The sequence below is a fragment of the Paraburkholderia sabiae genome, assembly GCF_030412785.1.
In the GTDB taxonomy this organism is placed as follows: Bacteria; Pseudomonadota; Gammaproteobacteria; order Burkholderiales; family Burkholderiaceae; genus Paraburkholderia; species Paraburkholderia sabiae.
The window spans coordinates 2,922,277-2,946,378 of record NZ_CP125295.1 but is presented as its reverse complement, the minus strand read 5'-3'; the positions used below and the strand labels follow the sequence as shown (position 1 = coordinate 2,946,378).

17 protein-coding genes are annotated in these 24,102 nt (G+C 60.9%); 10 read left to right on the top strand and 7 right to left on the bottom strand.

The window, feature by feature from the left end:
- Positions 1–137 precede the first annotated feature (137 nt).
- From QEN71_RS13150 to QEN71_RS13135, 4 genes are all read left to right on the top strand, one after another.
- Entirely contained in the window at positions 138–1,016 is an 879-nt protein-coding gene (locus QEN71_RS13150; protein ID WP_201651461.1) for a TauD/TfdA dioxygenase family protein, read from the top strand.
- A gap of 45 nt (positions 1,017–1,061) precedes the next feature.
- Positions 1,062–2,114, top strand: a complete 1,053-nt coding sequence (locus QEN71_RS13145; RefSeq protein ID WP_201651460.1) for an ABC transporter substrate-binding protein — start codon at positions 1,062–1,064, stop codon at positions 2,112–2,114.
- A gap of 268 nt (positions 2,115–2,382) precedes the next feature.
- Positions 2,383–3,210 carry an ABC transporter ATP-binding protein gene (locus QEN71_RS13140; RefSeq protein ID WP_201651459.1) on the top strand — a complete coding sequence of 276 codons (828 nt, stop codon included), beginning with the start codon at positions 2,383–2,385 and terminating at the stop codon, positions 3,208–3,210.
- Entirely contained in the window at positions 3,207–4,085 is an 879-nt protein-coding gene (locus QEN71_RS13135) for an ABC transporter permease (protein ID WP_201651458.1), read from the top strand. Before QEN71_RS13140 ends, QEN71_RS13135 begins: the two co-directional genes overlap by 4 nt.
- Positions 4,086–4,121: 36 nt before the next feature.
- On the opposite strand, the gene QEN71_RS13130 is transcribed toward QEN71_RS13135, so the two are convergent.
- Complete coding sequence (locus QEN71_RS13130) at positions 4,122–4,664, bottom strand: cupin domain-containing protein (RefSeq protein WP_201651457.1); 543 nt, start codon at positions 4,662–4,664, stop codon at positions 4,122–4,124.
- Positions 4,665–4,948: 284 nt separating this feature from the next.
- Here QEN71_RS13130 and QEN71_RS13125 point away from each other — a divergent pair, with 284 nt between their 5' ends.
- Positions 4,949–7,783, top strand: coding sequence for a sensor domain-containing phosphodiesterase (locus tag QEN71_RS13125; RefSeq protein ID WP_201651456.1), 2,835 nt, complete (start codon positions 4,949–4,951; stop codon positions 7,781–7,783).
- Positions 7,784–8,422: 639 nt separating this feature from the next.
- Here QEN71_RS13125 and QEN71_RS13120 read toward each other — a convergent pair.
- Together QEN71_RS13120 and QEN71_RS13115 are read right to left on the bottom strand one after the other, a co-directional pair.
- Positions 8,423–9,106, bottom strand: coding sequence for a TetR family transcriptional regulator (locus QEN71_RS13120; RefSeq protein WP_201651455.1), 684 nt, complete (start codon positions 9,104–9,106; stop codon positions 8,423–8,425).
- 117 nt (positions 9,107–9,223) lie between these two features.
- A complete protein-coding gene (locus QEN71_RS13115; RefSeq protein ID WP_201651454.1) occupies positions 9,224–10,501 on the bottom strand; it encodes an NAD(P)/FAD-dependent oxidoreductase in 1,278 nt (425 codons plus the stop codon).
- A 351-nt stretch (positions 10,502–10,852) separates the two neighbouring features.
- On the opposite strand from QEN71_RS13115, the gene QEN71_RS13110 reads away from it, so the two are divergent.
- Positions 10,853–13,909 (top strand): transglycosylase domain-containing protein, encoded by a 3,057-nt coding sequence (locus QEN71_RS13110; RefSeq protein ID WP_201651453.1) that lies wholly within the window; start codon positions 10,853–10,855, stop codon positions 13,907–13,909.
- A 625-nt stretch (positions 13,910–14,534) separates the two neighbouring features.
- On the opposite strand, the gene QEN71_RS13105 is transcribed toward QEN71_RS13110, so the two are convergent.
- From QEN71_RS13105 to QEN71_RS13090, 4 genes are all read right to left on the bottom strand, one after another.
- Positions 14,535–15,752: an ROK family transcriptional regulator gene (locus QEN71_RS13105; RefSeq protein ID WP_201653885.1), complete on the bottom strand. Its 1,218-nt coding sequence runs from the start codon at positions 15,750–15,752 to the stop codon at positions 14,535–14,537.
- A gap of 30 nt (positions 15,753–15,782) precedes the next feature.
- Positions 15,783–16,592 (bottom strand): ATP-binding cassette domain-containing protein, encoded by an 810-nt coding sequence (locus tag QEN71_RS13100; protein WP_201653853.1) that lies wholly within the window; start codon positions 16,590–16,592, stop codon positions 15,783–15,785.
- A 23-nt stretch (positions 16,593–16,615) separates the two neighbouring features.
- Positions 16,616–17,605 carry an ABC transporter permease gene (locus QEN71_RS13095; RefSeq protein WP_201653850.1) on the bottom strand — a complete coding sequence of 330 codons (990 nt, stop codon included), beginning with the start codon at positions 17,603–17,605 and terminating at the stop codon, positions 16,616–16,618.
- A gap of 121 nt (positions 17,606–17,726) precedes the next feature.
- Entirely contained in the window at positions 17,727–18,755 is a 1,029-nt protein-coding gene (locus QEN71_RS13090) for a sugar ABC transporter substrate-binding protein (RefSeq protein ID WP_201653847.1), read from the bottom strand.
- A gap of 486 nt (positions 18,756–19,241) precedes the next feature.
- Between QEN71_RS13090 and QEN71_RS13085 the strand changes: the two genes are divergently transcribed.
- The 4 genes from QEN71_RS13085 (at position 19,242) to QEN71_RS13070 (ending at position 24,072) form a co-directional block, all read left to right on the top strand.
- Entirely contained in the window at positions 19,242–20,144 is a 903-nt protein-coding gene (locus tag QEN71_RS13085) for a YihY/virulence factor BrkB family protein (RefSeq protein ID WP_201653882.1), read from the top strand.
- 244 nt (positions 20,145–20,388) lie between these two features.
- On the top strand, positions 20,389–22,779 hold the full coding sequence (locus QEN71_RS13080) for an ATP-binding protein (RefSeq protein WP_201653844.1): 2,391 nt from the start codon (positions 20,389–20,391) through the stop codon (positions 22,777–22,779).
- A 16-nt stretch (positions 22,780–22,795) separates the two neighbouring features.
- Positions 22,796–23,536, top strand: a complete 741-nt coding sequence (locus QEN71_RS13075; protein ID WP_201653841.1) for a methyl-accepting chemotaxis protein — start codon at positions 22,796–22,798, stop codon at positions 23,534–23,536.
- Entirely contained in the window at positions 23,533–24,072 is a 540-nt protein-coding gene (locus tag QEN71_RS13070) for a hypothetical protein (protein WP_201653838.1), read from the top strand. The genes QEN71_RS13075 and QEN71_RS13070 overlap by 4 nt, the downstream gene beginning before the upstream one ends.
- Positions 24,073–24,102: the final 30 nt, after the last annotated feature.

Genomic DNA, 24,102 nt, shown 5'->3' with positions numbered 1-24,102 from the left:
GCGCGTGATTCATGTTGTCCAGGCTAGCGGGGCGTTTATCGTTAAAGCAGATATGAGTATGGGATTTGCTTCGTTGACGCTCCTGTACGCCAGCCGTAGATTGTTTCTATCGTTGCAACCTACAAAGAACATTCAGCGTGACAACCACCGTTTCGTCCCAACAGCAGACACTCGACATCGTTCCGTTCGACGCACCCGTCGGCGCCGAAGTGCTCGGCCTCGATCTGAACGCGCCGCTTTCCGCCGACGACTTCGCGCGTATTCATCGTGCGCATCTCGATCATCACGTGCTCGTGTTCCGCGATCAGCGAATCACGCCTGACCAGCATATAGCGTTCAGCCGGCGCTTCGGGCCGCTGCAGATTCACGTGCTGCATCAGTTCCAGTTACCCGGCCATCCCGAAGTGCTGATCGTGTCGAACATCCGCGAGAACGGGCAGCCGATCGGCCTCGGCGACGCAGGCCACTTCTGGCATTCGGATCTTTCATACAAGGAAAAGCCGAGTCTAGGCTCGCTGCTGCATGCGCAGGAGTTGCCTTCGGAAGGCGGAGACACATTGTTCGCGAACATGCATCTCGCGTGGGACACATTGCCCGAGCATCTGCGCAAAGCCGTCGAAGGACGCACGGCAGAGCACACATACCTTGCGAAATATGCGGAACTGCAAAAACGCAGTCCGTGGCGGCCGAACCTCTCGGCTGAACAGATTGCAGAAGTGAAGGCGGTCGTGCATCCCATCGTGCGCACGCATCCGGAAACGGGACGCAAGGCGCTCTTCGTCAGCGAGCACTTCACGACGCATATTGTCGGTCTGCCCGAGGACGAAAGCCGCGATCTGCTCGAAGCACTCTTTGCGCACAGCGTGCGCGACGAACATATCTATCGTCATCGGTGGGCCGGGCACGATCTCGTGTTCTGGGACAACCGCTCGCTGATGCACCTCGCAGCCGGTACGCCCGATCATCTGCGCCGCAAGCTGTATCGCACCACGATCGAAGGCGACGCGCCGTTCTGAGCCGCACGCACTCTTTATTTCCGTTTTAGAACTCACGGGGTTCCCATGCTGTTTTCCATTCGCCCGGCTGCGGCGCGGCCGTCGTTCGCTCGCCGTTTTGTTTCGTCGCTGCTCGCGTTGTCGCTCGGCGCGACAGGACTCGGCGCGTCGCTCGATGCACAGGCTGAAGGGCATATTCGCGTCGCCGAACAGTTCGGCATCGTGTATCTGCTGCTGAACGTCGCACGCGATCAGCAGTTCATCGAGAAAGAAGGACGCAAGGAAGGGCTCGATATCAAGGTGGACTGGGTCAAGCTGTCGGGCGGGTCTGCGGTGAACGACGCGCTGCTGTCGGGCTCCGTCGATATCGCGGGCGCGGGTGTCGGTCCGTTGCTCACGATCTGGGACCGCACGCACGGCAAGCAGAATGTGAAGGGCGTCGCGTCGCTCGGCAATCTGCCGTATTACCTCGTGTCGAACAATCCGAGTGTGAAGACGATCGCCGACTTCACCGATAAAGACCGCATTGCGTTGCCGGCTGTGTCGGTGTCGGTGCAGTCGCGCGTCTTGCAGTTCGCGTCGGCGAAACGCTGGGGCGACAAGGAATACAACCGTCTCGACAAGATCACGCAGGCCGTGCCGCATCCCGACGCAGCCGCAGCCATCATTGCAGGCGGCACGGAAATCACGGGGCATTTCGGTAATCCGCCGTTTCAGGAGCAGGAACTGGCCGCGAATCCGAAGGCGCATATCGTGCTGAATTCATACGACGTGCTCGGCGGGCCGAGTTCGGCAACCGTGCTCTACGCAACCGAGAAGTTTCGCAACGAGAATCCGAAGACGTATCGCGCGTTCGTGAATGGGCTTGCCGATGCGGCGCAATTCGTCACCGCAAATCCCGAGGCCGCCGCCGACATTTATATTCGCGTGAATCAGGCGAAGACGGACCGCAACCTCTTGCTCTCGGTGATCCGCAATCCGCAGGTGCAATTCAAGGTCGCGCCGCAAAACACGTTCGCGCTGGCGCAGTTCATGTATCGCGTCGGCGCCATCCGCAATGAGCCAAAGTCGTGGAAGGACTACTTCTTCGACGACCCGGCGACTGCATCGGGCAGTTGATCCACGCGTACCGTCGCACAAGAAAACCCGCTATTTCAGCGGGTTTTTTGCTTTCACGCGCAAGCAACGTGCATTGCAAATGCAGACGCTAGACGAGACGCAAGCGAGGCCATAGCGTGATTTACGGCGCTTATGCATCACACAGCATTGAATATGCACATTCATTGGTTGGTCTTTGCAGACGCACATCTTATGTTGTCGTTTTGCTTATCCGGTGTCTCATCGTGAAAGTCATTTCGCACGCAATTCAAAACACAGGAGCGGGCTGATGGTCGCGAATCCTTCCGTGCTGTTCCCCGACCATGCCGTGACGGATGCAGCCCACTCGAGCCGGCTGCTCGCCGTCGATCGCGTGAGCCTCGAATACCGCACGCGTGAACGCGTCGTGCGCGCGACGCATGACGTCAGCTTCGATGTGTACGGCGGCGACCGTTTCGTGCTGCTCGGACCCTCGGGCTGCGGCAAGTCGACGTTGCTGAAGGCCGTTGGCGGATTCATCAAGCCCGTCTCGGGCACGATCACGCTCGACGGCGAAACGGTGCGCGAGCCGGGCGCGGATCGCATCGTTGTGTTCCAGGAGTTCGATCAGTTGCCGCCATGGAAGACGGTGCTGGAGAACATCGCGTTTCCGTTGCGCGCTGCGAAGAAGCTGAGCCGAGCCGAAGCGAAAGAACGCGCGCAGCATTATCTCGACAAGGTCGGACTCGCGCAATTCGCCGATGCGTATCCGCACACGCTGTCGGGCGGCATGAAGCAGCGCGTTGCGATTGCGCGTGCGCTAGCGATGCAGCCGCGCGTGCTGCTGATGGACGAACCGTTCGCCGCGCTCGATGCACTCACGCGCCGCAAGATGCAGGAAGAGTTGCTGCGCTTGTGGGAAGAAGTGAGGTTCACGCTGCTGTTCGTCACGCATTCGATTGAAGAAGCGTTGATCGTCGGCAATCGCATTCTGCTGCTGTCGCCGCATCCGGGACGCGTGCGCGCCGAACTCAACAGTCACCAATACACACAGGACAGCTTTGGCCGCAGCGATTTTCAGCATCGCGTCGCGCAGATTCATCGCCTGCTGTTCGAAGAAATGGAGTCCAGCCGATGAGCACGCCTTCCACACTGCTGCCGCCCGTGCGCGCCGAATACGAACGGCCGCTCGAACCTGTGGGCGATCTCGCCGTCGAAGCGCCGTTGCCACTCGCGCGACGTCTCGCGAACCAGTCGTGGCTCAGCAAGACGATCATCGCTATCGTGCTGATCGCCGCGTGGGAAATCGCCGCGCGCGCGATCGACAACGATCTGCTGCTGCCGACATTCGGCGCGACGTTCACGGCTTTCGTGCAGGGCATCGCATCGGGCGAACTGCTGCAAAAGACGGCCGTGTCGATGTCCGTGCTGTTGCGTGGTTATCTGCTAGGCGTCGCGCTCGCATTTCTGTTGACGTCGCTGGCAGTGTCGACGCGAATCGGTCGCGATCTGCTGTCGATGCTGACGGCGATGTTCAATCCCTTGCCGTCGATTGCATTGCTGCCGCTCGCGTTGCTGTGGTTCGGTCTTGGCACGGGCAGTCTGCTGTTCGTGCTCGTGCATGCCGTGCTATGGCCGCTCGCGCTCAACACGTATGCGGGTTTTCGCGCCGTGCCCGCGACCTTGCGGATGGCGGGGCGCAACTATGGACTCACCGGTTTGCGTCATGTCGTGCTGATTCTCGTGCCCGCCGCGCTGCCGTCGATTCTCGCGGGACTGCGCGTCGGTTGGGCCTTCGCGTGGCGCACGCTGATCGCCGCCGAACTCGTGTTCGGCGCGAGCAGCGGCAATGGCGGACTCGGCTGGTACATCTTCCAGAATCGCAACGAGCTTTACACGGACCGCGTATTCGCGGGACTGGCGGCCGTCATTGCGATCGGCCTGCTCGTCGAGCATCTGGTGTTCGACACGCTGGAGCGCGTGACGGTGCGCCGCTGGGGTTTGCAGCACTGACGCTGCACCACGATAAATCGGCGCGATGCATAAGTGCTACGCCGCTTTCGACCAGTTCTCCAGCAACGGCCCCTGCGCACCGCGCACCGGGTCGCTGTTGGGAAACGGCAGCGCCTCCATCGCGGCGCGTTCCGTTTCCGTGAGCGCTTCACGCCGGATATCCCACTGCTGTCCCGGCGGATAGGCGCCGACCACTTCGAGCGGCCCGCTCGACGATTCGAGGCAGTGGCCCGTGCCCGCAGGCAACAGGATCACGTCGCCCGCTTCCAGATGCACGACGCGCCCGCCCGGGCCGCCCACGATCACATCCGCCGCGCCCGCGGCGATGCCCAGCACCTCATGGGCCGACGAGTGAAAGTGGTGATAGTCGAAGATTCCATTGCGCCACTTCGGCGGCCAGCCATTGCGGCTGAACATCGCCTCGAATGCTTCGGCAAGTTTGTCGCTGTCGCCCGTGCTATGCGGATCCAGCACGTCGCGATACAGGATGACGGGGAGATGCGCGTTGTTCGGCACCCAGTCGCGTGGGCCGAGCCGGAAAATATCGGCGTGCACGGCGCCCCTCGTATGTGCTTGCATATTGGCTCCTCGAACTGTGTGGCTCCTCGAGCTGTGCGCTGCGCAAGCGAGGCGAAAGACGGCATCGCGTGAGCGGCGCGGACGTTAGCTGAACAGCAAGTGCCGTTCCGCAGCAATCAGGGCAAAACCCAGGCACAAGCGAATGGAGAAAATCCTCAGGCAAACGTTTTCGCCGCATTCGAGGTATTTTTTTTGCGGGCCAGATACATTAAGTTTGCTCTCGCTTACGTCGATATAACGGATCGAGGGTGAAAACAACCATGAGACAGCGCGGGGGCTGATTTATGTGGAATGCCGATCTGTCGGCAGACGGTACGGGAGCGCAGTCGATCGACCGGGCGGCGCGTGCGGTGGAGGCTGCCGGCGTGCCCTGGGCGTGGTATCGCGCGGGCCAGCACCTCGAACTCGTACGCGAAGGCGCGACGCAGTTCGACTGGCCGCGTTCGATCGTGCCCGCCATGCTGCACGACGCGTGTGTCGAATACGGCTGGTTCGCGTGGCCGACGGGCCGCAGCGACCTCGCGCTCGGCTGGCTGCTCGCGCCGGCTTCCTGCGCGTCGGACCCCGCTTTCGCCGCGCTGGCCCGCGTGATCGGCGAACAGATGCAGGCCGACGCGCTGATGCGTGCGCAAAATGTGCAACGCGTGCTGTACGACATCGCGTATCTCGCCAGCTCGATCAGCGAGCGCGGCGAATTCCTGCAGGCGATTCACGAGCGGCTCGGCACGCTGATCGACGCTGAGAACTTTTACCTCGCACTCTACGACCGCGAAACGGGCGCGGTGACGTATCCGTATTACATCGATCTGATCGACACCGAGGCCGTCGATACGAATCACATGGACATGGTCAACCCGGAGCGGCTGTCGCTAACGGGTTACGTGCTGACGACGGGCCAACCGCTGCTGATCGACGAGAAGGGCATCATCGAAGCAGCCGCGACGGGGCGTTTTTACTGCGTCGGGCACCGGCCGAAGTTCTGGATGGGCGCACCGCTGAAGAACGCATCGGACGAAGTGTTCGGCATGGTGACGATGCAGGTCTACGATTCGTCGCGCATCTATAGCGCCGAGGATCGCGCGCTCTTTCTCGTCGTCGCGCGGCACGTGGCGATGGCGCTCGACCGCATTCTGCACCGCGTCGGACTCGAAGCGGAAGTCGCGCGCCGCACGGCCGAGCTATCGCACCTGAACGACACGTTGCGCGCGGAGATTGCAGAGCGCGAGCGCGCGCAGCATTTGCAGGCGGCGCTGTTCGAAATCGCGGAGCTGTCGAGTCAATCGGTCGAAATCGGCAAGTTCTTTCGCAGCCTGCACGAGATCGTCGGCGGGCTGCTGTATGCGAAGAACTTCTACGTCGCGCTGTTCGACCCCGCGACTGAGGAAGTGTCGTTCCCGTATTACATCGACGAAACGCAGCAGGAAGTACCTGCGCCGCGCCGCGGCGAGCGAGGGCTCACCGAGTATGTGATCCGTCGGCGCGTGCCCTGTCTGCTCGATACGCGCGATGCCGTGCGACTCGTCGAAGCCGGCGAGATCAAGCTGGACACGGAGAACATCCTCTTGCGCTCGTGGCTCGGCGTGCCGCTCTTCGACGGCAGCGTGGTGCGTGGCGTGCTTGTCGTGCAGAGCTATTCGTCGAGCGTGCGTTACGACCGGCGCGATCAGGAACTGCTGACTTTCGTGTCGCGCCACATCGATACGGCGTTGTCGCGGCGGCGCGTTGCCGAAGCGCAGCATGCGGCGAATCTCGAACTCGAAGCGCGCGTGCTGGCGCGTACGCAGGAACTCGATGCCGCCAACGCACGTTTGTTGCACGAGAACTATCACGATGCGCTGACGGGCTTGCCGAACCGTTCGCATCTGTACGAGCGCCTCGAAGCAGCGTGGCTGGGTTTTAGCAGGCGCGGCGCGCCGCTTTCTGTGTTGTTCATCGACCTCGATCGTTTCAAGGTCGTCAACGACAGCCTGGGCCATCTGTTCGGCGATGCATTGCTCGTCGAAGTGGCGGGGCGACTGCGCGAATGTTTGCGGCGCGACGATCTGCTTGCGCGACTGGGCGGCGACGAGTTCGCCGTGGTCGTGCCGGGCGCGAGCTTGCAAACGGTGTTGTCGCTGGCGGAGCGCATTCTGGCCGCGTTCGACACACCGTTCAGCATCGGCGAGCAGACCGTGTTCACGTCATGCAGCGTCGGCGTGGTGAGCGCCGACAGTGCGCATCATCGTGAGCCCGCTGACTTGTTGCGTGATGCCGATGCCGCGATGTATCGCGTGAAGAACCGTGGGCGCGACAGCTTTGCTGTGTTCAACCAGCAGATGCGCCGCGAGCTGTCGGACCAGATCGAAACGGAAGGTGCGCTGCGCAATGCGCTCAAGCGCAACGATGAACTGGTGCCGTATTTTCAGCCTATCGTCGATATTGCGAGTGGCGAGCTTGTTGCACTGGAAGCGTTGATTCGCTGGCAGCAGCCGAATGGCGAAGTGTGGGCGCCGGGGCGTTTTCTGCCTGCCGTGGAGGGTTTGAAGCTGATTGGGCGGCTCGATATGTACATGCTGACGCGCGTGGCGGAGATTCTTGCGCAGCCGGAGCATGTCGACTGGCCGCCCGTGCAGGTCAATCTCTCTAGCTACAGTATTACCCGGCCCGAGTTCGCGGATGAGCTACTCGAATTGTTGAAGCGTTATGGCGTGCATCCGTCGCGCATCTCGCTTGAACTGACTGAGGGTGCGCTTGTGGCTGAGCCTGATTTGGCGCGCAATACGATGCAGAGTCTCGCCGACAATGGCATGTGCGTGGTGCTCGACGATTTTGGCACCGGGTTTTCGTCGTTGAGTTATGTGCATCAGTATCGGTTTAGCGGGCTGAAGATCGATAAGTCGTTCGTGTTCGAGTTGACGCAGAGTGCGCGGAGTCGCGCGATTGTGCGGGCCATTGTGCGGATGGCGGAGTCGCTGGAATTGACGGTCGTCGCTGAAGGGATCGAGGATCAGGCTACTCTTGAGTTGTTGCGCACTATTGGTGCTGCGCATGGGCAGGGGTATCATCTTGCGCGGCCTATGTCGTTGGAGGCTTTGTTGTCGTCGGCTTTGGCGCCTCGGCTCAGGGCGCTTGAGCAGTAGCGTTTTTTTGTCTGCGACGCTAGTCGCCATTCTTCGTTTTTTGTTTTTGGCTTTTGGCTGGCATCCGCGATTTCGTATCGGTGCTTCACGCGTTGCCCCTGTGCGGGGCGGCACCTACTTTTCTTTGCAGCGGCAAAGAAAAGTAGGCAAAAGAAAGCCGCTTCAAACCTCCGGTGCCTGCCAGAATAACGGCACGGCATGTGTTCTTTGAGCTGTCGCGCAGCGACGCAAACACTCCGTAGAAAGCCCGCAGTCACGCGCGCGCAGCGCGAAAGATGACATTCACTTCGGGCACATTAGGTCAGCACGTTTTCTTGCATTTGCCGTCGGCAGATTGCGGCGGTATGTGTTCCGGACTATGTAGGGTTTTCGCGCCGTGCGCGGTTGACTGCGGGCTTTCTACAGAGTGCGGACGTCGCTGCGCGATAGCTCAACTGCGGCATGGCGCGGCGCTATACTGGCGGGCACTGGAGGTTCAAAAGCGGCTTTCTTTTGCCTACTTTTCTTTGCCGCTGCAAAGAAAAGTAGGTGCCGCCCCGCACAGGGGCAACGCGTGAAGCACCAAAACGAAATCGCGGATGCCAGCGCAGCAAAAACCAAAAAAAACAAAAAATGGCGACTAGCGTCGCAGACAAAAAACTACTTCTTAACAAACCTCAAAGTAGCATCAACAATCATAGCGCGATGCCGCGCGCGCAACCGCGAATGCGAAGGATCTCGCCCAAACGCAGTCCCAAACGTATGCCGGTTCGCGATCCGGTGAAAGCACATCGAACTGATCAGCAAGTGCAGATCAATCGCATCGATATCCTCGCGAAAATCCCCCGAAGCAACACCCCTCGCTAGCAGATCTTCAATCGTGTGAATCACCGTCGCATTGCGGTTCTTGAAGGTCTTGACCTGCTCGATGTACCTGGCGCCGTGAATGTTCTCAATCGTCACGAGCCGCACGAAATCGCGATGCTTGTCGTGGTAGTCGAACGTAAACTCGACCAGACTGCGCAGCCCATCGATCGGGCTCATGTCACTGACCTTCAGGTCCTGTTCCAGCGCGCGAATGTCGCCGTACACCTTCTCGAGCACGGCCTCGTACAACCCCTCCTTGCTGCCGAAGTAGTAGTACAGCATGCGCTTCGTGGTATTGGTGCGCTCAGCGATCGCGTCGACGCGCGCGCCCGTCAATCCCATCGACGAAAACTCCTGCGTAGCCACCTCGAGGATGTTGCGCTTCGTTTCTTCGGGATCGTATTTGCGCCGTGGTTCGGAGGTCTCGTTCGGGGTCTCGATATGCTCGGGCACGGTTGCTCGGCTTCCCTTTTTCATTGTGTATTCCGGCGGCGATGACGGTTCATTCTAGCACGCCGAAATCCCCAGCCGGCGCGGCCTGGCGGCACGTCCGGCATGGTTGCGCGGACCTTGCACACAGGCCATCCGATGCGTTCAGTCCGTGCGCCGCGGACGGTCCGCGAGTGCGTCGCGCGTCTGCATCGCGGTGTACGTCAACTGCGCGGCCGCGAGCCCCAGCGCGCCGAACGTGTGCGTGAGACCGAACGACGCGAATGCTTCGGGCACAGGGCGCTCGCCCGCGATCGCGGCCGCCAGCAGTTCGCCCGACACGGTCGTCGGCGCCATGCCGTGGCCGCCGAATCCGACCGCGTACCAGACGCCGTCCGCGCTCTGTCCGATCTGCGGCATCTTGTGCCGCGCGTAACTCATCAGGCCGCCCCACGCGTGCTCGATGCGCACGTCGCGCAATTGCGGATACACCTTCAGCAGATCCCGGTGCAATAGCCGCGCTATCACGTCGGGCTCGCGCTCGAGAATCGAAATACGTCCGCCCCACAGAATGCGCGTGTCGGGCAGCGGCCTGTAGTAGTCGAACGCGAAACGCGTGTCGTAGACGGCGGAAGGGCAGTCGATCGCATCGGCGAGCCGCGCGCCGAGCGGCTCGGTTGCCATCACGTAAGTCGCGATGGGCAGCACGGCACGTTCGACGCGCGGATACACGTTGCGCGCATAGCCGCCGCCCGCCATCACGACATGGCGGGCTTCGACCTTCCCGCGCGCCGTGCCGACGACGAAGCCTTCGCCTTGCCGGCGCAGCGACGTCACAGGCGACTGTTCGACGATCCGCACGCCGGCCGCTTCGGCGGCGCGTGCGACACCGAGCACGTACTTCAAAGGATGAAAGTGAAACGCGTTGCGCTCGAAGAGTCCGCCGTGATAGCGCGCGGTCTTCAGGCGCGCACGCAGCTCGGAGGCACTGAGCGGTTCCCAGTCGACGCCGAACCCGTCCTTCATCAGCCGGCGCTGGGTGTCCAGCCGCGCCGGATCGTCGAACCAGTTCGCGAGGATCACGCCCGCATCCGTCGCGTCGCAGGCGATCGCGTAGCGCTGGATCCGCGCGCGCATCAGGTCGACGGCCTCGATGGTCAGCGCGTACAGCTCGCGCGCCCGCGTCGGGCCGAGAATCCGCAGCAGATCCGCGCAATCGAGGCTGTAGCCGCCGAATACGAAGCCGCCGTTGCGCCCCGACGCGCCGTAGCCAACCTGGTTCGCTTCGATCACCACGATGTCGCGCACGCCGCGTTCGGCTAGTCCGAGCGCCGTCGACAGGCCCGCCAGTCCGCCGCCGACGATGCAGACGTTCGCGCTCAGTTGTCCGGCCAGTGCAGGGCGCTCGGGCCGCTCGACGGTCGCTTCGTAGTAGCTATGCATAAGGTTCGGCACAAGGGCGCGCAGTGGCTCGCCGTGGCTGGGATGGCGGCTATGTTACTCAAGTTCGCGTGCGCGTCGTATTCGGTATTCCAGGGTATCGGCGGGTACGGCAACGGCGCACCGCAGGTTGCATCGGCATCGAAGTCGCGGTCCGCGCGATCCGATTGCATGGCACAGCGCCGGAAAAGGCGGCAAACGATGGACTCTTGTCGCTTCGCGGTGACAGCTGTGTTGCGTGGCGTACTCACCCGATGAACTCGCGTCGTTTCCGACCCTCGCAAACCTGCGTTCCGCGCTAGACTGACATCAGTCGAGGTTAAGGTGGTTAGGCATCTGCAAGGAGACGCCGCCATGAATCGGCCACTACGGTTTCCGCTACGCGCAATCGGCACCACGCCCGTCTGGAAGTGGTTCAAGTGGCTCTTTTTCGCCGCGTTCCTCGTCGCTGTCGCGCTCGGTGTGCGCTTCGTCCAGATCGAAATGGACACGTCGCGATTGCAGGCGCGCTACCTGTCCGAACTCACGCGCGACGTCGGCTTTACCGTTTCCGAAGGCCCGAGCGACAACATCCGCTTTCCCACCGACGGCCCCTACGACATCCGCCTCGGCTACGCATTGCTGCCTGCCTTCGAGCGCCGCCTGAAAGAGCGCGGTTTTGCCGTGGCGTCGCAGGCGCGCGATTCAGAACGCATGGCGTCGCTCGCTGACGATGGCCTTTTCATTCCCTACGAAGAAAAGGATCAGGCGGGCCTGATGCTGTACGACTCGACGGGCACACGCCTGTTCGGCGGGCAATATCCCGCACGCGTGTATGACGATTTCGAGTCGGTGCCGCCGCTGGTCGTGTCGGCGCTGCTGTTTATCGAAGACCGTCATCTGCTCGACACGGACGAGCCGAACCGCAATCCCGCGATCGACTGGGGGCGTTTCAGCCGCGCGCTGATGGATCAGGGACTGCGCGTGTTCAACCACAACCAGGCGCAACCCGGCGGCAGCACGCTCGCGACGCAGATCGAGAAGTTCCGCCATTCGCCCGGCGGCCGCACCGCGACGCCGAAAGAAAAGCTGCGGCAGATCGCGTCGGCGTCGGTGCGCGCGTATCTCGACGGTCCGCGCACGATGCCCGCGCGCGAGCAGATCGTCGTGCGCTATCTGAATTCGGTGCCACTCGCCGCGCAGCCGGGCATCGGCGAGGTCAACGGTATCGGCGACGGACTGGCGGCGTGGTATGGCCGCGATTTCGCCGAAGCGAACCGCGTGCTGAAAGCGCCGCCGACGCCCGAGAATCTCCCCGAACAAGGCCTCGCGTTCCGTCAGGTGCTGTCGCTGATGATCGCGCAGCGCGGGCCGTCGCATTTCCTGCTGCGCAAGAACAACGAACTCAATGCTCTGACGGAAAGCTATCTGCGGCTGCTGGCGGCGAACGGCGTGATCACGCCGGAACTGCGCGATGCCGGGCTCGCGCAACAACTCGTGCTGACGCGCTCGAAGCTCGCGCCGCCCGAAGGCTCGTTTATCGAACGCAAGGCGGTGACGTCATTGCGCACGCATCTGCTGTCGTCGCTTGGCGTATCGAATCTGTACGACCTCGACCGGCTCGATCTGCGCGTCACGTCGACGATGAACAACAAGGTTCAGCAGGACATCAGCGACCGGCTGGCAGCCGCAACGACGAAAGAGGGCGCGCAGGCAGCGGGCCTTTATGGCTTCAATATGCTGCAACCGAAAGACGATCCGTCGAAGATCGCTTTCAGCTTCACGCTGTTCGAGAAGCGCGACGGCGCGAACCTCTTGCGTGTGCAGACGGACAGCGTCAACCGTCCATTCGACATCAATTCGGGTGCGCGTTTGAATCTCGGCTCGACGGCGAAGCTGCGTACGATCATCACGTATCTGCAGATCATGTCGGAACTGCATGCACGCTATGGGCAAATGAGCGTCGATGAACTGCGCGCCGTGAAGCCCGAACGCGAAGATGCATTGACACGCTGGGCCGTCGATTACTTCATGCACACGAAAGACCACTCGCTTCCGGCGATGCTCGATGCAGCGGTCGAGCGCAAGTACTCGGCGAATGCAGGCGAAACGTTCTTCACGGGTGGCGGCGCGCAGACCTTCACGAACTTCGAAGCTGACGAGAATTCGCGCATTCTCACTGTGCATCAGGCTTTCCAGCATTCGGTGAATCTCGTGTTCGTGCGGATGATGCGCGACATCGTTCACTACGAAACGATCAAGACTTCGGGGCCGTCGTCGCAATGGCTCGACGATCCCGACACGCGCAAGATGTACCTGACGCGCTTCGCCGATCAGGAAAGCCGTGTGTACATGAATCGTTTCTACACGAAATATCACGGCAAGACGCAGGATGAGATGCTCGCGATTCTGCTGCGCGGCGTGCGCAAGTCGCCGCCGAAAGTGGCGACCGTATTACGCAGCGTGCGGCCAGATGGATCGCAGACGTGGTTCAACGAGCAGATGCGCGCCGCGTTGAAGAACACGCCGAAAGCGAATCCACCCGACGATGCGCTCGCGCAGCTTTACACGAAATATGGCATCGACAAATTTAACTTGAACGACCGCGCGTACATTTCGAGTGTGCATCCTTTGGAATTGTGGCTGGTCGATTATCTGCGCGAGCATCCCGATGCAAGTGCGAACGACGTGATGGACGCGAGCCGCGACGTGCGTGCCGATTCGTACAAGTGGCTCTTCAAGACGCGCTATCACGCGACGCAGGATCGTCGTATTCGGCGCATGGTCGAGCAGCATGCTTACGATGCGATCGCTCGCTCGTGGCAGGCGCTTGGCTATCCGTTTGCGCATTTGACGCCTTCTTATGCGGCAGCGATTGGTGCATCGGGTGATCGGCCTGCGGCGCTTGCGCAGTTGATTGGGGTGATTGCGAATAAGGGAAATCAGGCGCCGACGCAGAGTCTTTCTGAACTCGAATTCGCGAAGGGGACGCCGTATGAAACGCGGTTCGTGCGTGCTACGCCGCAGCCTAGCGAGGCTGTTTCTCCGGAGATTGCGCGGGTTACGCAGATGCTTTTGCGGGATGTTGTTGCTGGTGGGACTGCCCGGCGGCTCGCTGGTGGGATGACGTTTCCTAACGGGCAGACTCTTGAGGTCTATGGCAAGACCGGGACTGGCGATCAGCGGTTGAATATCTATGCCAAAGGGCGTCGGCTCATCGAATCGCGGAAGGTTAATCGCACCGCGACGTTTGTTTTTGTTATCGGAGATCGGTTTTTTGGCACCCTGACGGCGGTGGTGCATGAGCCTTATGCCAAGCGGTATGATTTTACTAGTGCTTTAGCTGTGCAATTGCTCAAGTCGATGGCTGCTGAGTTGCAGCCGTTGTTGTCTGCCGACGATGGTTCTAGTGCTACTGCCGTAGCGCGGTGATTTTTTTGCTTTTTTGCTTTTTTTGGTTTTTGCTGCGCTGGCATCCGCGATTTCGTTTTGGTGCTTCACGCGTCGCCCCTGTGCGGGGCGGCACCTACTTTTCTTTGCAGCGGCAAAGAAAAGTAGGCAAAAGAAAGCCGCTTTTGTACCTCCGGTGCCCGCCAGGATAGCGCCGCGCCATGCCGCAGTTGAGCCGTCGCGCAGCGACGTCCGCACTCCGTAGAAAGCCCGTAGTCAACCGCGCACTGCGCGAAAACCCCACACACAGTCTGGAGCACATACCGCCGCAATTGGGCCGACGGCAAACGGACAAGACCACGCCGACCGAATGTGCCCCAGGTGGATGTCATCTTTCGCGCCGCGCGCGCCTGACTGCGGGCTTTCTACGAAGTGTTTGCGTCGCTGCGCGACAGCTCAAACACCGTGTGCCGTGGCGTTATCCTGGCGGGCACCGGAGGTTTGAAGCGGCTTTCTTTTGCCTACTTTTCTTTGCCGCTGCAAAGAAAAGTAGGTGCCGCCCCGCACAGGGGCAACGCAAGAAGTACCTATACGAAAACGCGGATGCCAGCGCAAAAAAGCAAAAACGAAAAACCAAAAAATGGCGACTAGCGTCGCAGACAAAAACCTAATATTCAACGGCAGGCTTCAAAAAAAGCTCATGCACAGGCGCAAAATGCGCATACAACGGCAAAATAGCGCCTCCCATAGCCCGCGCATCAGCGCCAATAGTCCCTTCCAGCAATTGCGGCCTCACAAGCCCTTCCCATTCAAACTTATCGAGCACACGTTCGGTGCGCCGAATAATCTCCCGCACGAGTTGCCGATCAACTTCCCCATCGATCACAACAGCCTCAAGATCAAGCAAAGCAGCGGCATTCGTCAATGCCCCAGCAATCGCGGGGCAAGCACTATCGAGCCACTGCTCAGTAATCCGCCACAAATCGGCCGACAACGCACGATGATCATGCGCGGCTGCTGTATCCGCGCCCGCATCGACGAAAAGCTTCTCGAGCACAAAACCCGACGCCGCATGCAGCAACTGTCGCGCAGGCTGCCGCGCATTGCCGCTCATGATCGGTATCGAGCCGACCGCGCCGGCGTTGTCATGCGGCCCGCCATGCAAACGCCCATCGATCACCAGGCCGCCACCGATGAACGTTCCAACGAACAGATACAGAAAGTTGTGAATGCCACGCCCCTGGCCCATCACGAGTTCCGCGGCGCACGCAGCCGTCGTGTCTTTGGCGAACTCGACGGGCAAGCCCGTCATCGACGCAATGCGCGCGCGGATGTCGATGTCGTTCCATGCGTCGAGCGCCTCAGGCGGTGCGCCGAGAAAATCGCGCCATCCGCCGAGCCACAGCGGCGCCGCCACACCCACGCCAACTACTTTCTCGCGCCGCGCGCCAAGCTCGTCGTTGATGCGCGCAAGCTTGCTGTCGAGCGATGCGAACAGCGTGCGCGGATCGGGATACGCATATTCCTGCACTTCACGACAACACACGCGGCCTAGAAAATCCATCGCGAGTACATCCAGGCTGCGCCGCCCGACTTTCACGCCGATCGTATACGCGCCTTCCGCACGCAACGCGATGGGCACGGAAGGCTGCCCGATGCGCCCGCGCACGCGCGCCTGTTTTTCGAGCAGACCATCATCGATCAGCCGTTCGACGATCATCGACACGGTCTGCATCGACAGGCGCGTGAGCCGTCCCACGTCGGCCTTCGGCAACGGTCCATGCAGACGGATCGCCTGCAGCACGATACGTTCGTTGAACTGCCGCATGCCGACCTGGTTCGAGCCGACCGTGCGTTTTAGCGGTGAGCGTGTGCCCGTATCCATCGACGTTTTCTGGCTAGTGGTGCTCATGCATCAGGCAATCGCGCGAACATCGGCCTGCTTCGCGCCCGTCATGATGGCAACGGCATCGGACATGTGGATGTCGTTCTTGTTCACAAGCGCCGCGCGTCGTCCAAGCCGCTGGATGTGAATGCGATCCGCGATCTCGAACACATGTGGCATGTTGTGACTGATCAGAATCACGGGCAGGCCGCGGTCGCGCACGCGACGAATCAGTTCCAGCACCATGTTGCCTTCCTTCACGCCGAGCGCCGCAGTCGGTTCGTCGAGAATCACGACGTGCCGCGCAAACGCCGCGCTACGCGCCACGGCGACGCCCTGTCGCTGGCCGCCTGACAACGTTTCGACGGCCTGGCGCATCGAGCGGATGCCGATCTGCAAGTCCTTCATCGCGTTGGTCGCTTCGTCGAGCATGCGGCGTTTGTCGATCATCTTGAAGATCTTGCCGCGCCAGCCCGGCTTCACGAGTTCGCGTGCGAGGAACAGGTTCTCCGCGATGCTCATCGCAGGTGCGACGGCGAGATCCTGATAGACGGTTTCGATGCCTTGCTGGCGCGCGTCGATCGGGCTGCGGAATTTGACCGCCTTGCCATCCAGCAGCAGTTCGCCTTCATCGGGCACGAGCGCGCCGGAGAGCGCCTTGATCAACGACGACTTGCCCGCGCCGTTGTCGCCGATCACGGCCATGATTTCGCCGGGCATCACTTCGAAGTCGCAGCCGTCGAGTGCGGTGACCTGGCCATAACGCTTGATGAGTCCGCGTGCCTGCAGAACGGCTGTCTTGCCGTTAGCGCTGTTGGCGGAAGAGGGGGATGTCGACATGACAGGCTCCTTCGAATATCTGTTCAACGTGCGCCACGGCGCGACAGCTTGTCGGCGGCGACTGCGAGAATCACGAGAATGCCGGTGATCAGCACCTGGTACACCGACGACACACCCATCAACGTCAAGCCATTGCGGAACACGCCGACGATCAATGCGCCCAGAAGCGTGCCCGCAATCGAGCCGCGTCCGCCGAACAGACTCGTACCGCCGAGCACCACAGCCGTGATGCTGTCGAGGTTCTCCGTCTGACCTGCTTGCGGATCGCCGACACCCGTACGTGACACCGACAGCAGCGCAGCAATACCGTAGATCGCGCCCGACAGCGTGTAGACCGTGATCAGAATGCGTTGTGCGGAAAGACCCATCAAACGCGCGGCTTCCGGATTGTTGCCGAGCGCGTAGAGGTGACGGCCGGGCACGGTGTCGCGCAACACGAACCACGTCGCGAGATACATCAGCAGCGTGAGCACGGTGCCGTATGTGACGGTCGCCGGTCCGAGATTGAACGTGTTGCCGAAGAACATGATCGCGTCGGGCAGATTCGATACGCTCTCGGCATTCGAATAGATCTGCGTGACGGCGAATGCGATGTTCAAGGTGCCCAACGTAACGATGAACGCCGGCAGCTTGATACGCGTGATGAGCACGCCGTTGAGCAGGCCGAACAGCGTGCTCGCGCCGACGCCGCATAGGATCGCGATGGCGGGCGGCACGCCCAGCACGACGGCGAACTTCGTCATCACGATGGAGCCGAGCGCCATCACCATCCCGCATGACAGATCGATGCCGCCCGTCAGCACGATCAGCGTCTGACCGATTGCGATGACGGCGACGACCATCGTCTGCTGCAAAATCAGCGACAGGTTCTGGAACGAAAGAAAGCGGTTGCTCTGCGAAATAAAGAAGATGCACGCGAGCACGAGTGCTATCAACGGACCCGCTTCAGCAAGCGTCGGCAGATGATCGGCGAACCGCCGTTGATTGTGAGCGGGAACGGTGGGAGTCGACATGATGTGTTTCCTCGAAGCATTGCGTGATGCGCGTGCGGCAGATGCAATACCGCTGTGTTCACGCGGGAGAACTGGCGGAGATGCACGCCATGCGCATCTCCTTCACTGCGTGGTGACTGCCTTACTTGTTGCCCCAACAGTTGTCGAGGCCGAACTTCGTGTCCTTGCTGTCGACGCCGTTTTGCGGCTTGTCGGTGATCAGCGTGACGCCCGTGTCGTGATAGCCGGTGGCCTTCTTACCCGTCTTCGCGTACTCGACGCCGGCCTCGACGCCCAGCGAAGCCATCTTTAGCGGATACTGCTGCGACGTCGCGGCGATCGCACCAGCCTTCACGTTGCGCACGCCTTCGCAGCCGCCGTCGATCGATACGATCATCACGCTCTTGTCCTTGCCCGCGCTCTTCAGCGCGCGATACGCGCCTGCCGCTGCCGGTTCGTTGATCGTGTAGACGACGTTGATGTCGGGCGATTTCTGCAGGCAGTTTTCCATCGCCGTCTGACCCTTCGCCTGATCGCCGCGCGTGTCCTGGCTGCACACGATCGACGGATCGCCTTCCTTCACGCCGAAGCCCTGCAGAAAGCCGTTATGACGCAACACGCCGACGGAGACACCAGGCGCGAGGTCTAGCGTCGCGATCTTCGCGGGCTTGCCGCCGAGCGCCGCTTTCGCGTACTGGCCGATCAATACGCCCGCCTTGAAGTTGTCGGTGGCGAAGAGGGCGTCGGTTGCATCCTGCGGCTCAGTCGGCGTGTCGAGCGCAATCACGAGTGCACCCGCCGCGCGCGCTTTCTTGATGCTCGGCACGATCGCCTTTGTGTCGCTCGGCGTGATCAGAATCGCTTTCGCGCCTGCCGTGATCATGTTTTCGATGGCCGTGACCTGCGCGGCGTTGTCGCCGTCGAACTTGCCGGCCGCCGACAGCAGCTTCGCGCCGTCTTTCTGCGCGGCGGCTTCCGCGCCTTGCTTCATCTTGACGAAGAACGGATTGGTGTCCGTCTTCGTGATGAGGCCGACGATCGGTTGATCGGCGGCGAGACTCGTGCCCGCGCACCACAGCGCGGACGCCGCAATACACGCAGCGGCGATGCCCTTGACGACGGGCTGAATGTGGGACGCGCGGCGCTGCGGCCTGCGGGAAATCGGGTTCATGGGACGCTCCTCCGGATGATTGACAACGACGTTGTGATCAGCGGTCGATTCAGCGGCTGATTCGTGCGCTGATCGCGCCTTCTTGCGCATTCGCCGGACATTTGACTGCCGGCGATGCGGGCCTTACTAAATCAAGTTGTTTTAGTTAGTACAGCAGCGACGCTTCCGAAAATCAAGGTGGAGTTTTGATGCGGCGCGTGCCGGGTGATACATCCGGATTGCGCTGAAGCCTTTGCTGGATAAGGGTTTGAGCCATCAATTCCAGTGTGTCGCCGGTTCGTGAGATTGGGGTAAATCAGGAGCGCGTCGGACCGCCGATTAAGTTCTTTTGATCTAGCAATGAGCAAATGTTCGCCCAATTTGAATTTTTGCTTTCAGTATTGGCGGTGCGGATCAGGACTGCTGCTTGCTCTGTTCGTTGTCGAGGGTCCGAGCGCAACGACGCGAGCGGAGGTCGACGTGGAGAGCGTGAAAAGTGTGAAGCGCGTGAAGAGGGCACAGAATCGCGCGCTGGTTTTCGTCGCCACGCATCCCGCGCGATTTGCGTTGCAGGTGATCAAGGCATTCCGCAAGAACCAGGGGCTGCTGCTCGCGGGCGCGATCGCCTACTACGCGTTGCTGTCGATCGTGCCGCTGCTGATTCTGGTCGCGATTGCATTCAGTCATTTCGTCGGCGAGAAGCTGTTGCTCGATACGCTCGCGCGTCTGCTCGAATGGCTCGTGCCGGGACAGTCGCGAGCGATCGTCAATGAGTTGGCGAACTTTCTTGCGCATCGCTCGGTGATCGGCTGGTTTCTCGTCGTGACGATGATCTTCTTCAGTTCGCTCGCATTCACGGTACTCGAGAATGCACTGTCGATTATCTTCGTGCACCGCGTAGCGATCCGGCGCAGGCATTTTCTTCTGTCGGCGATATTGCCTTATCTGTTCAGTCTGTCGCTTGGTATTGGCGTGTTGCTGGTGACGCTCGTGTCGAGCAGTTTGCAGGCGATTGCAAGCGATAGCGTCGTGCTCTTCGGCCACGCAATTCCACTCACCGGCGCAACGCGCGTCGTGCTTTATCTGTTCGGTCTTGCGGGTGAGATCTTCGTGCTCACTGCAATCTATCTCGTGATACCCGCAGGGCGTACGACGTTGTGGCACGCGCTCTTTGGTGCAGTCGCGGCGGCAGTGCTATGGGAAATCACGCGGCGCGTGCTCGTGTGGTACTTTGCGACGCTGTCGCAAGTGAGTGTGGTGTATGGCTCGCTGACAACGGCCATCATCGTTCTGTTCAGCCTCGAAGCACTGGCCACGCTGATGTTGTTCGGCGCGCAATTGATCGCCGAATACGAGCGCCTCAATGTCAATCCGAAAGAACCTGCCGCGAAGCCCTTCGTGACGAACTAGAAATGAAATGAAAGAACATGTTGGGGCCGCATCGGAACGAATGCGCGCCGGTTAACGGCAGTCGTTGCGAAAACTTTAGCGTCGTTTGCAGACATGTTCTATTGTGCGTTTTATTCAGCAGAAGAATGCGCAATGGTCACAGCTTCGTCATGACCCGCCGACGATAATCCCGTCGCCCGCCAAATGGACCAATCAGAGCGGGCAGCACTGCCGCAGTGCAGTGACAGACCACGGGGAATACCACATGACCATCCGTCACCGCATCACTTTACTGGTGGTGTTGATGCTGGTCGCCTTGTCGGCGATCGGCGGATACGCTGTCTACCAAACTCGCGGCAGCGCTGCCGACGTCAGGCAGGTTACGCAGGGCGTCGTGCCGAGCGCGCTGGCTTCCGCCGACCTCGTCTCGCAAGTCAAGGACGTGCAGCTCGCGACCATGACGCTCGTGTACGCGCCCGACGCCAACATGGTCGAGCAGGCGCAAAAAGAACTCGGCACGAAAGAAAAGTCGCTACGCGAAGCACTCGACGTACAGGCCAAAGCTGCCGCGAGCCACGCGCAGGAAGGACTCGTCACGCAGGCGCGCGACAGCCTCGCGAACTACTTCTCCGCGATCAACGACACCGCGAAGATGAAGGCCGAAGGCAAGAACGACCTTGCGCAAGCCTATCTGTTCGCGAACGTCGCGCAGTACCGCGACGAACTGGAAGGCATCGTCGAAACGCTGCGCATCGAAAAGAACCGCCAGAAAGACGAAGCTATCGACGCGCTCAACACCGGCCTTGCGACGACGACGACGGCAATCGGCAGCGCATCGGGTGCTGCAATTCTCGTGCTGATCGCGATCGGCTTGCTGCTGTATCGCCAGATCACGCGACCGCTTTCGCGCATGCAGGTAATGATGAGCGAGATCGCATCGAGCCAGGATTTCACGCGCCGCGTGCCGGTTGGCCGCATGGATGAAATCGGTCATTCGATCGTCGCGTTCAACGGCATGATCGAGAAGATCCAGCAAAGCTCCGCGCAACTCAAGCAGAAGACGGCCGACATTCAGGCGATGTTGCAAAACATGCAGCAGGGCATTCTGACTGTGGTCGACGGCGCGGTGATTCACTCCGAGTACTCGGCTTATCTGGAAGCGATCTTCGAAACGAAGGACATTGCCAATCGTCCGTTGATGGATCTCGTGTTCGCAGACTGCGACCTGGGTTCGGATGTCGTGTCGCAAGTCGAAGCTGCCGTGTTTGCGTGCATCGGTGAGGACAGCATCAACTTCGAATTCAACCAGCATCTGCTCGTCAACGAATTGACGCGCAAGATGCCCGATGGCCGCGAGAAGACGCTCGATTTGAGCTGGTCCGCGATCACCGACGAAAGCGACACCGTGATGCGCCTGATGCTGTGCGTGCGCGACGTGACGGAGTTGCGCCAGCTTGCCGCGGAAGCGGGCGAGCAGAAGCGTCGCCTCGAAATGATCGGCGAAATTCTCGCGGTGAACGAAGAGAAGTTCCATCATTTCGTGGACAGCGCGACGGGCTTCATCAACGAGAACGAACGCATCATTCGTCAGCACACGCATGCCGATGGCTCGGCCGTTGCCGAACTGTTCCGCAACATGCACACGATCAAGGGCAATGCGCGCACGTATAGCCTTCAGCATCTGACCAGCATCGTTCACGAAACCGAGCAGCGTTACGACGCGCTGCGTCAACCGGAGTCGGCGCACGAGTGGGATCAGGAACAGTTGATGGCCGAACTCGAGCGCGTGAAAGAAGCGCTGCAGCACTACGCGACGATCAACGAAGTGAGCCTCGGCCGGCGCAAGGCGGGTCGTGTCGACAGCGCGGAACGCTATCTGGTGGTGGATCGCGAGCACATTCAGGAAAGCCTGCGTCTGCTCGATGCAGCGAATCCTGCTGACGTGCGCGATCTGCTGACGGCACGCGATTCGGTACGCAGAACCTTGCGTCTGCTCGGCACGGAGAAGGTCGAAGATGCGCTTGCAGGCGTGCTGCAATCGCTGCCGTCGCTTGCTACAGAACTCGGCAAGGCGGCGCCTGCCGTACGTATCGACGACAACGGCTATCGCGTTCGCACGCAAGCGGGCACGACGCTCAAGAATGTATTCATGCACCTGCTGCGCAATTCCGTCGATCACGGCATCGAGTCGATCGAACAGCGCGTTGAACTCGGCAAGCCGGAAGCGGGCGTGATCGATATCGAAGTGGGTGTGGCGGAAGGCGCGCTGCAGATCACGCTGAGCGACGATGGTCGCGGTCTCGCGCTGTCGCGCATTCGCGGCATTGCAGCCGATCGCGGCTGGCTGCAACCCGATTCGCAAGTGAGCGACGAAGCCGTGGCGGAATTCATTTTCCGTCCGGGCTTTTCGACGGCGCAAAACGTGACGGAAGTCTCGGGACGCGGCGTCGGTATGGACGCAGTGCGCGATTTCATCAAGCGCGAAGGCGGCCGCATCGAATTGCGCTTCACGGACGATCACGCGGGCGCGGACTTCCGCCAGTTCCAGACGATCGTCTATCTGCCGGAACACTGCGCGGTCGACAGCGTCGGTACGTCGATGGAAGATGCCGCGAAAACCGTGAGTTCGATTCAGGCGAACGCACACTTCGAATAGCAGGACGGGGAACGTTGTGGTCGATCAGTATGTGATTGCGGCAGCAGTGGCGGGCAGCGCGGTAGGCGCGCTGGCGGCTGTGTTCGCCCATCGGTGGTGGTATGGGCGAAAGGCCGTCGCGCAGCAGGCGACGGCGCTCGATTCGCAAAACAAGGCGCTCGAGCAGGCAGAAGAACGTCATGCGGCCGAGATTCGCCAGCACGAACAGCAGGCGCGCGAACTGCACGCGCTCGTCGAGACGTTGCGCGACGATGTCGCCGAGCAGTCCGTTTCCGCGGAAGACGCGCGAGCCGCATTGAATGCGTTGCAAGCGCAGAAGGACGAATGGCTGCAGCAGGCCACGCGTCTTGCGACGGAAGCGGGGCGTCTGCGCCATCTGTCGGCGACGTTCGAGCGCTGGCACGAGCAGATGATCTCGCTGATGGCGCAGAACCACGACATGCACTCGAAGAACAATGAGTTGTCGTCGATCGTGCGTCATGTGCTGATCGTGTCGTTGAATGCATCGATCGAAGCCGCGCGTGCGGGCGCGGCGGGGCGCGGGTTCTCGATCGTGGCGAGCGAAGTGCGCACGCTGGCGGCGCGCTCGCAGGAATTGTCGAAGAGCTATCACGACAGCCTGAACCGCAACGACCTTATCACGACCGCGACGTTTCAGGACATTCAGGCGGGCGGCAAGATGATCGCTGCATCGCTGGCGAGCGTGGAGTCGCTCGCCGGTCAGATTCAATCCCGGTTAGAGCAGGCGACGACGTGATCAGTCAGCAAGCGAAAGAAAGTATCGAGCGGATCTTTTTTCATTCCGCGCGCACGCGTTTGCCGATCGATTCCGCCGACGCGTGCGATATCGCGCCGCTCGATGCGCAGCAGGCCAATCAGGCGCTCGCGGCGCATATCGTTGTTCTGACGATATCGTCGATCGCATTCCGCTTCTTGCTCGTGCTGCATTTCGACGACGATCAGACCACGCGCGACTATTACCTGCGCGAGTCGGAAGAGCGGTCGCTGGGGGAAGCCTTGATGGAAGTCGGCAATCTGTGCTGTGGCGCGATCAACCAGAAGATGGTCGAGTTCTTTCCGGACCTCGGCATGTCGACGCCATATCAGCTTAGCGGCGCGTGCGTGCCTTATCTGACGGAGTTGAAGCCGGACTATCTGGCAGCCTTTCGCATCGGCATCGGCGCAAACGTACAACTCGGTGCGACGCTTTGCGTGTGTGCAAGCTCGCCCGTCGATTTCGTCGCGCACATCAACGAGGCCGAAGAGAGCACGGGCGAACTCGAACTCTTTTAATGTTTTAGAACTCTTCCGACGCAACGCGCG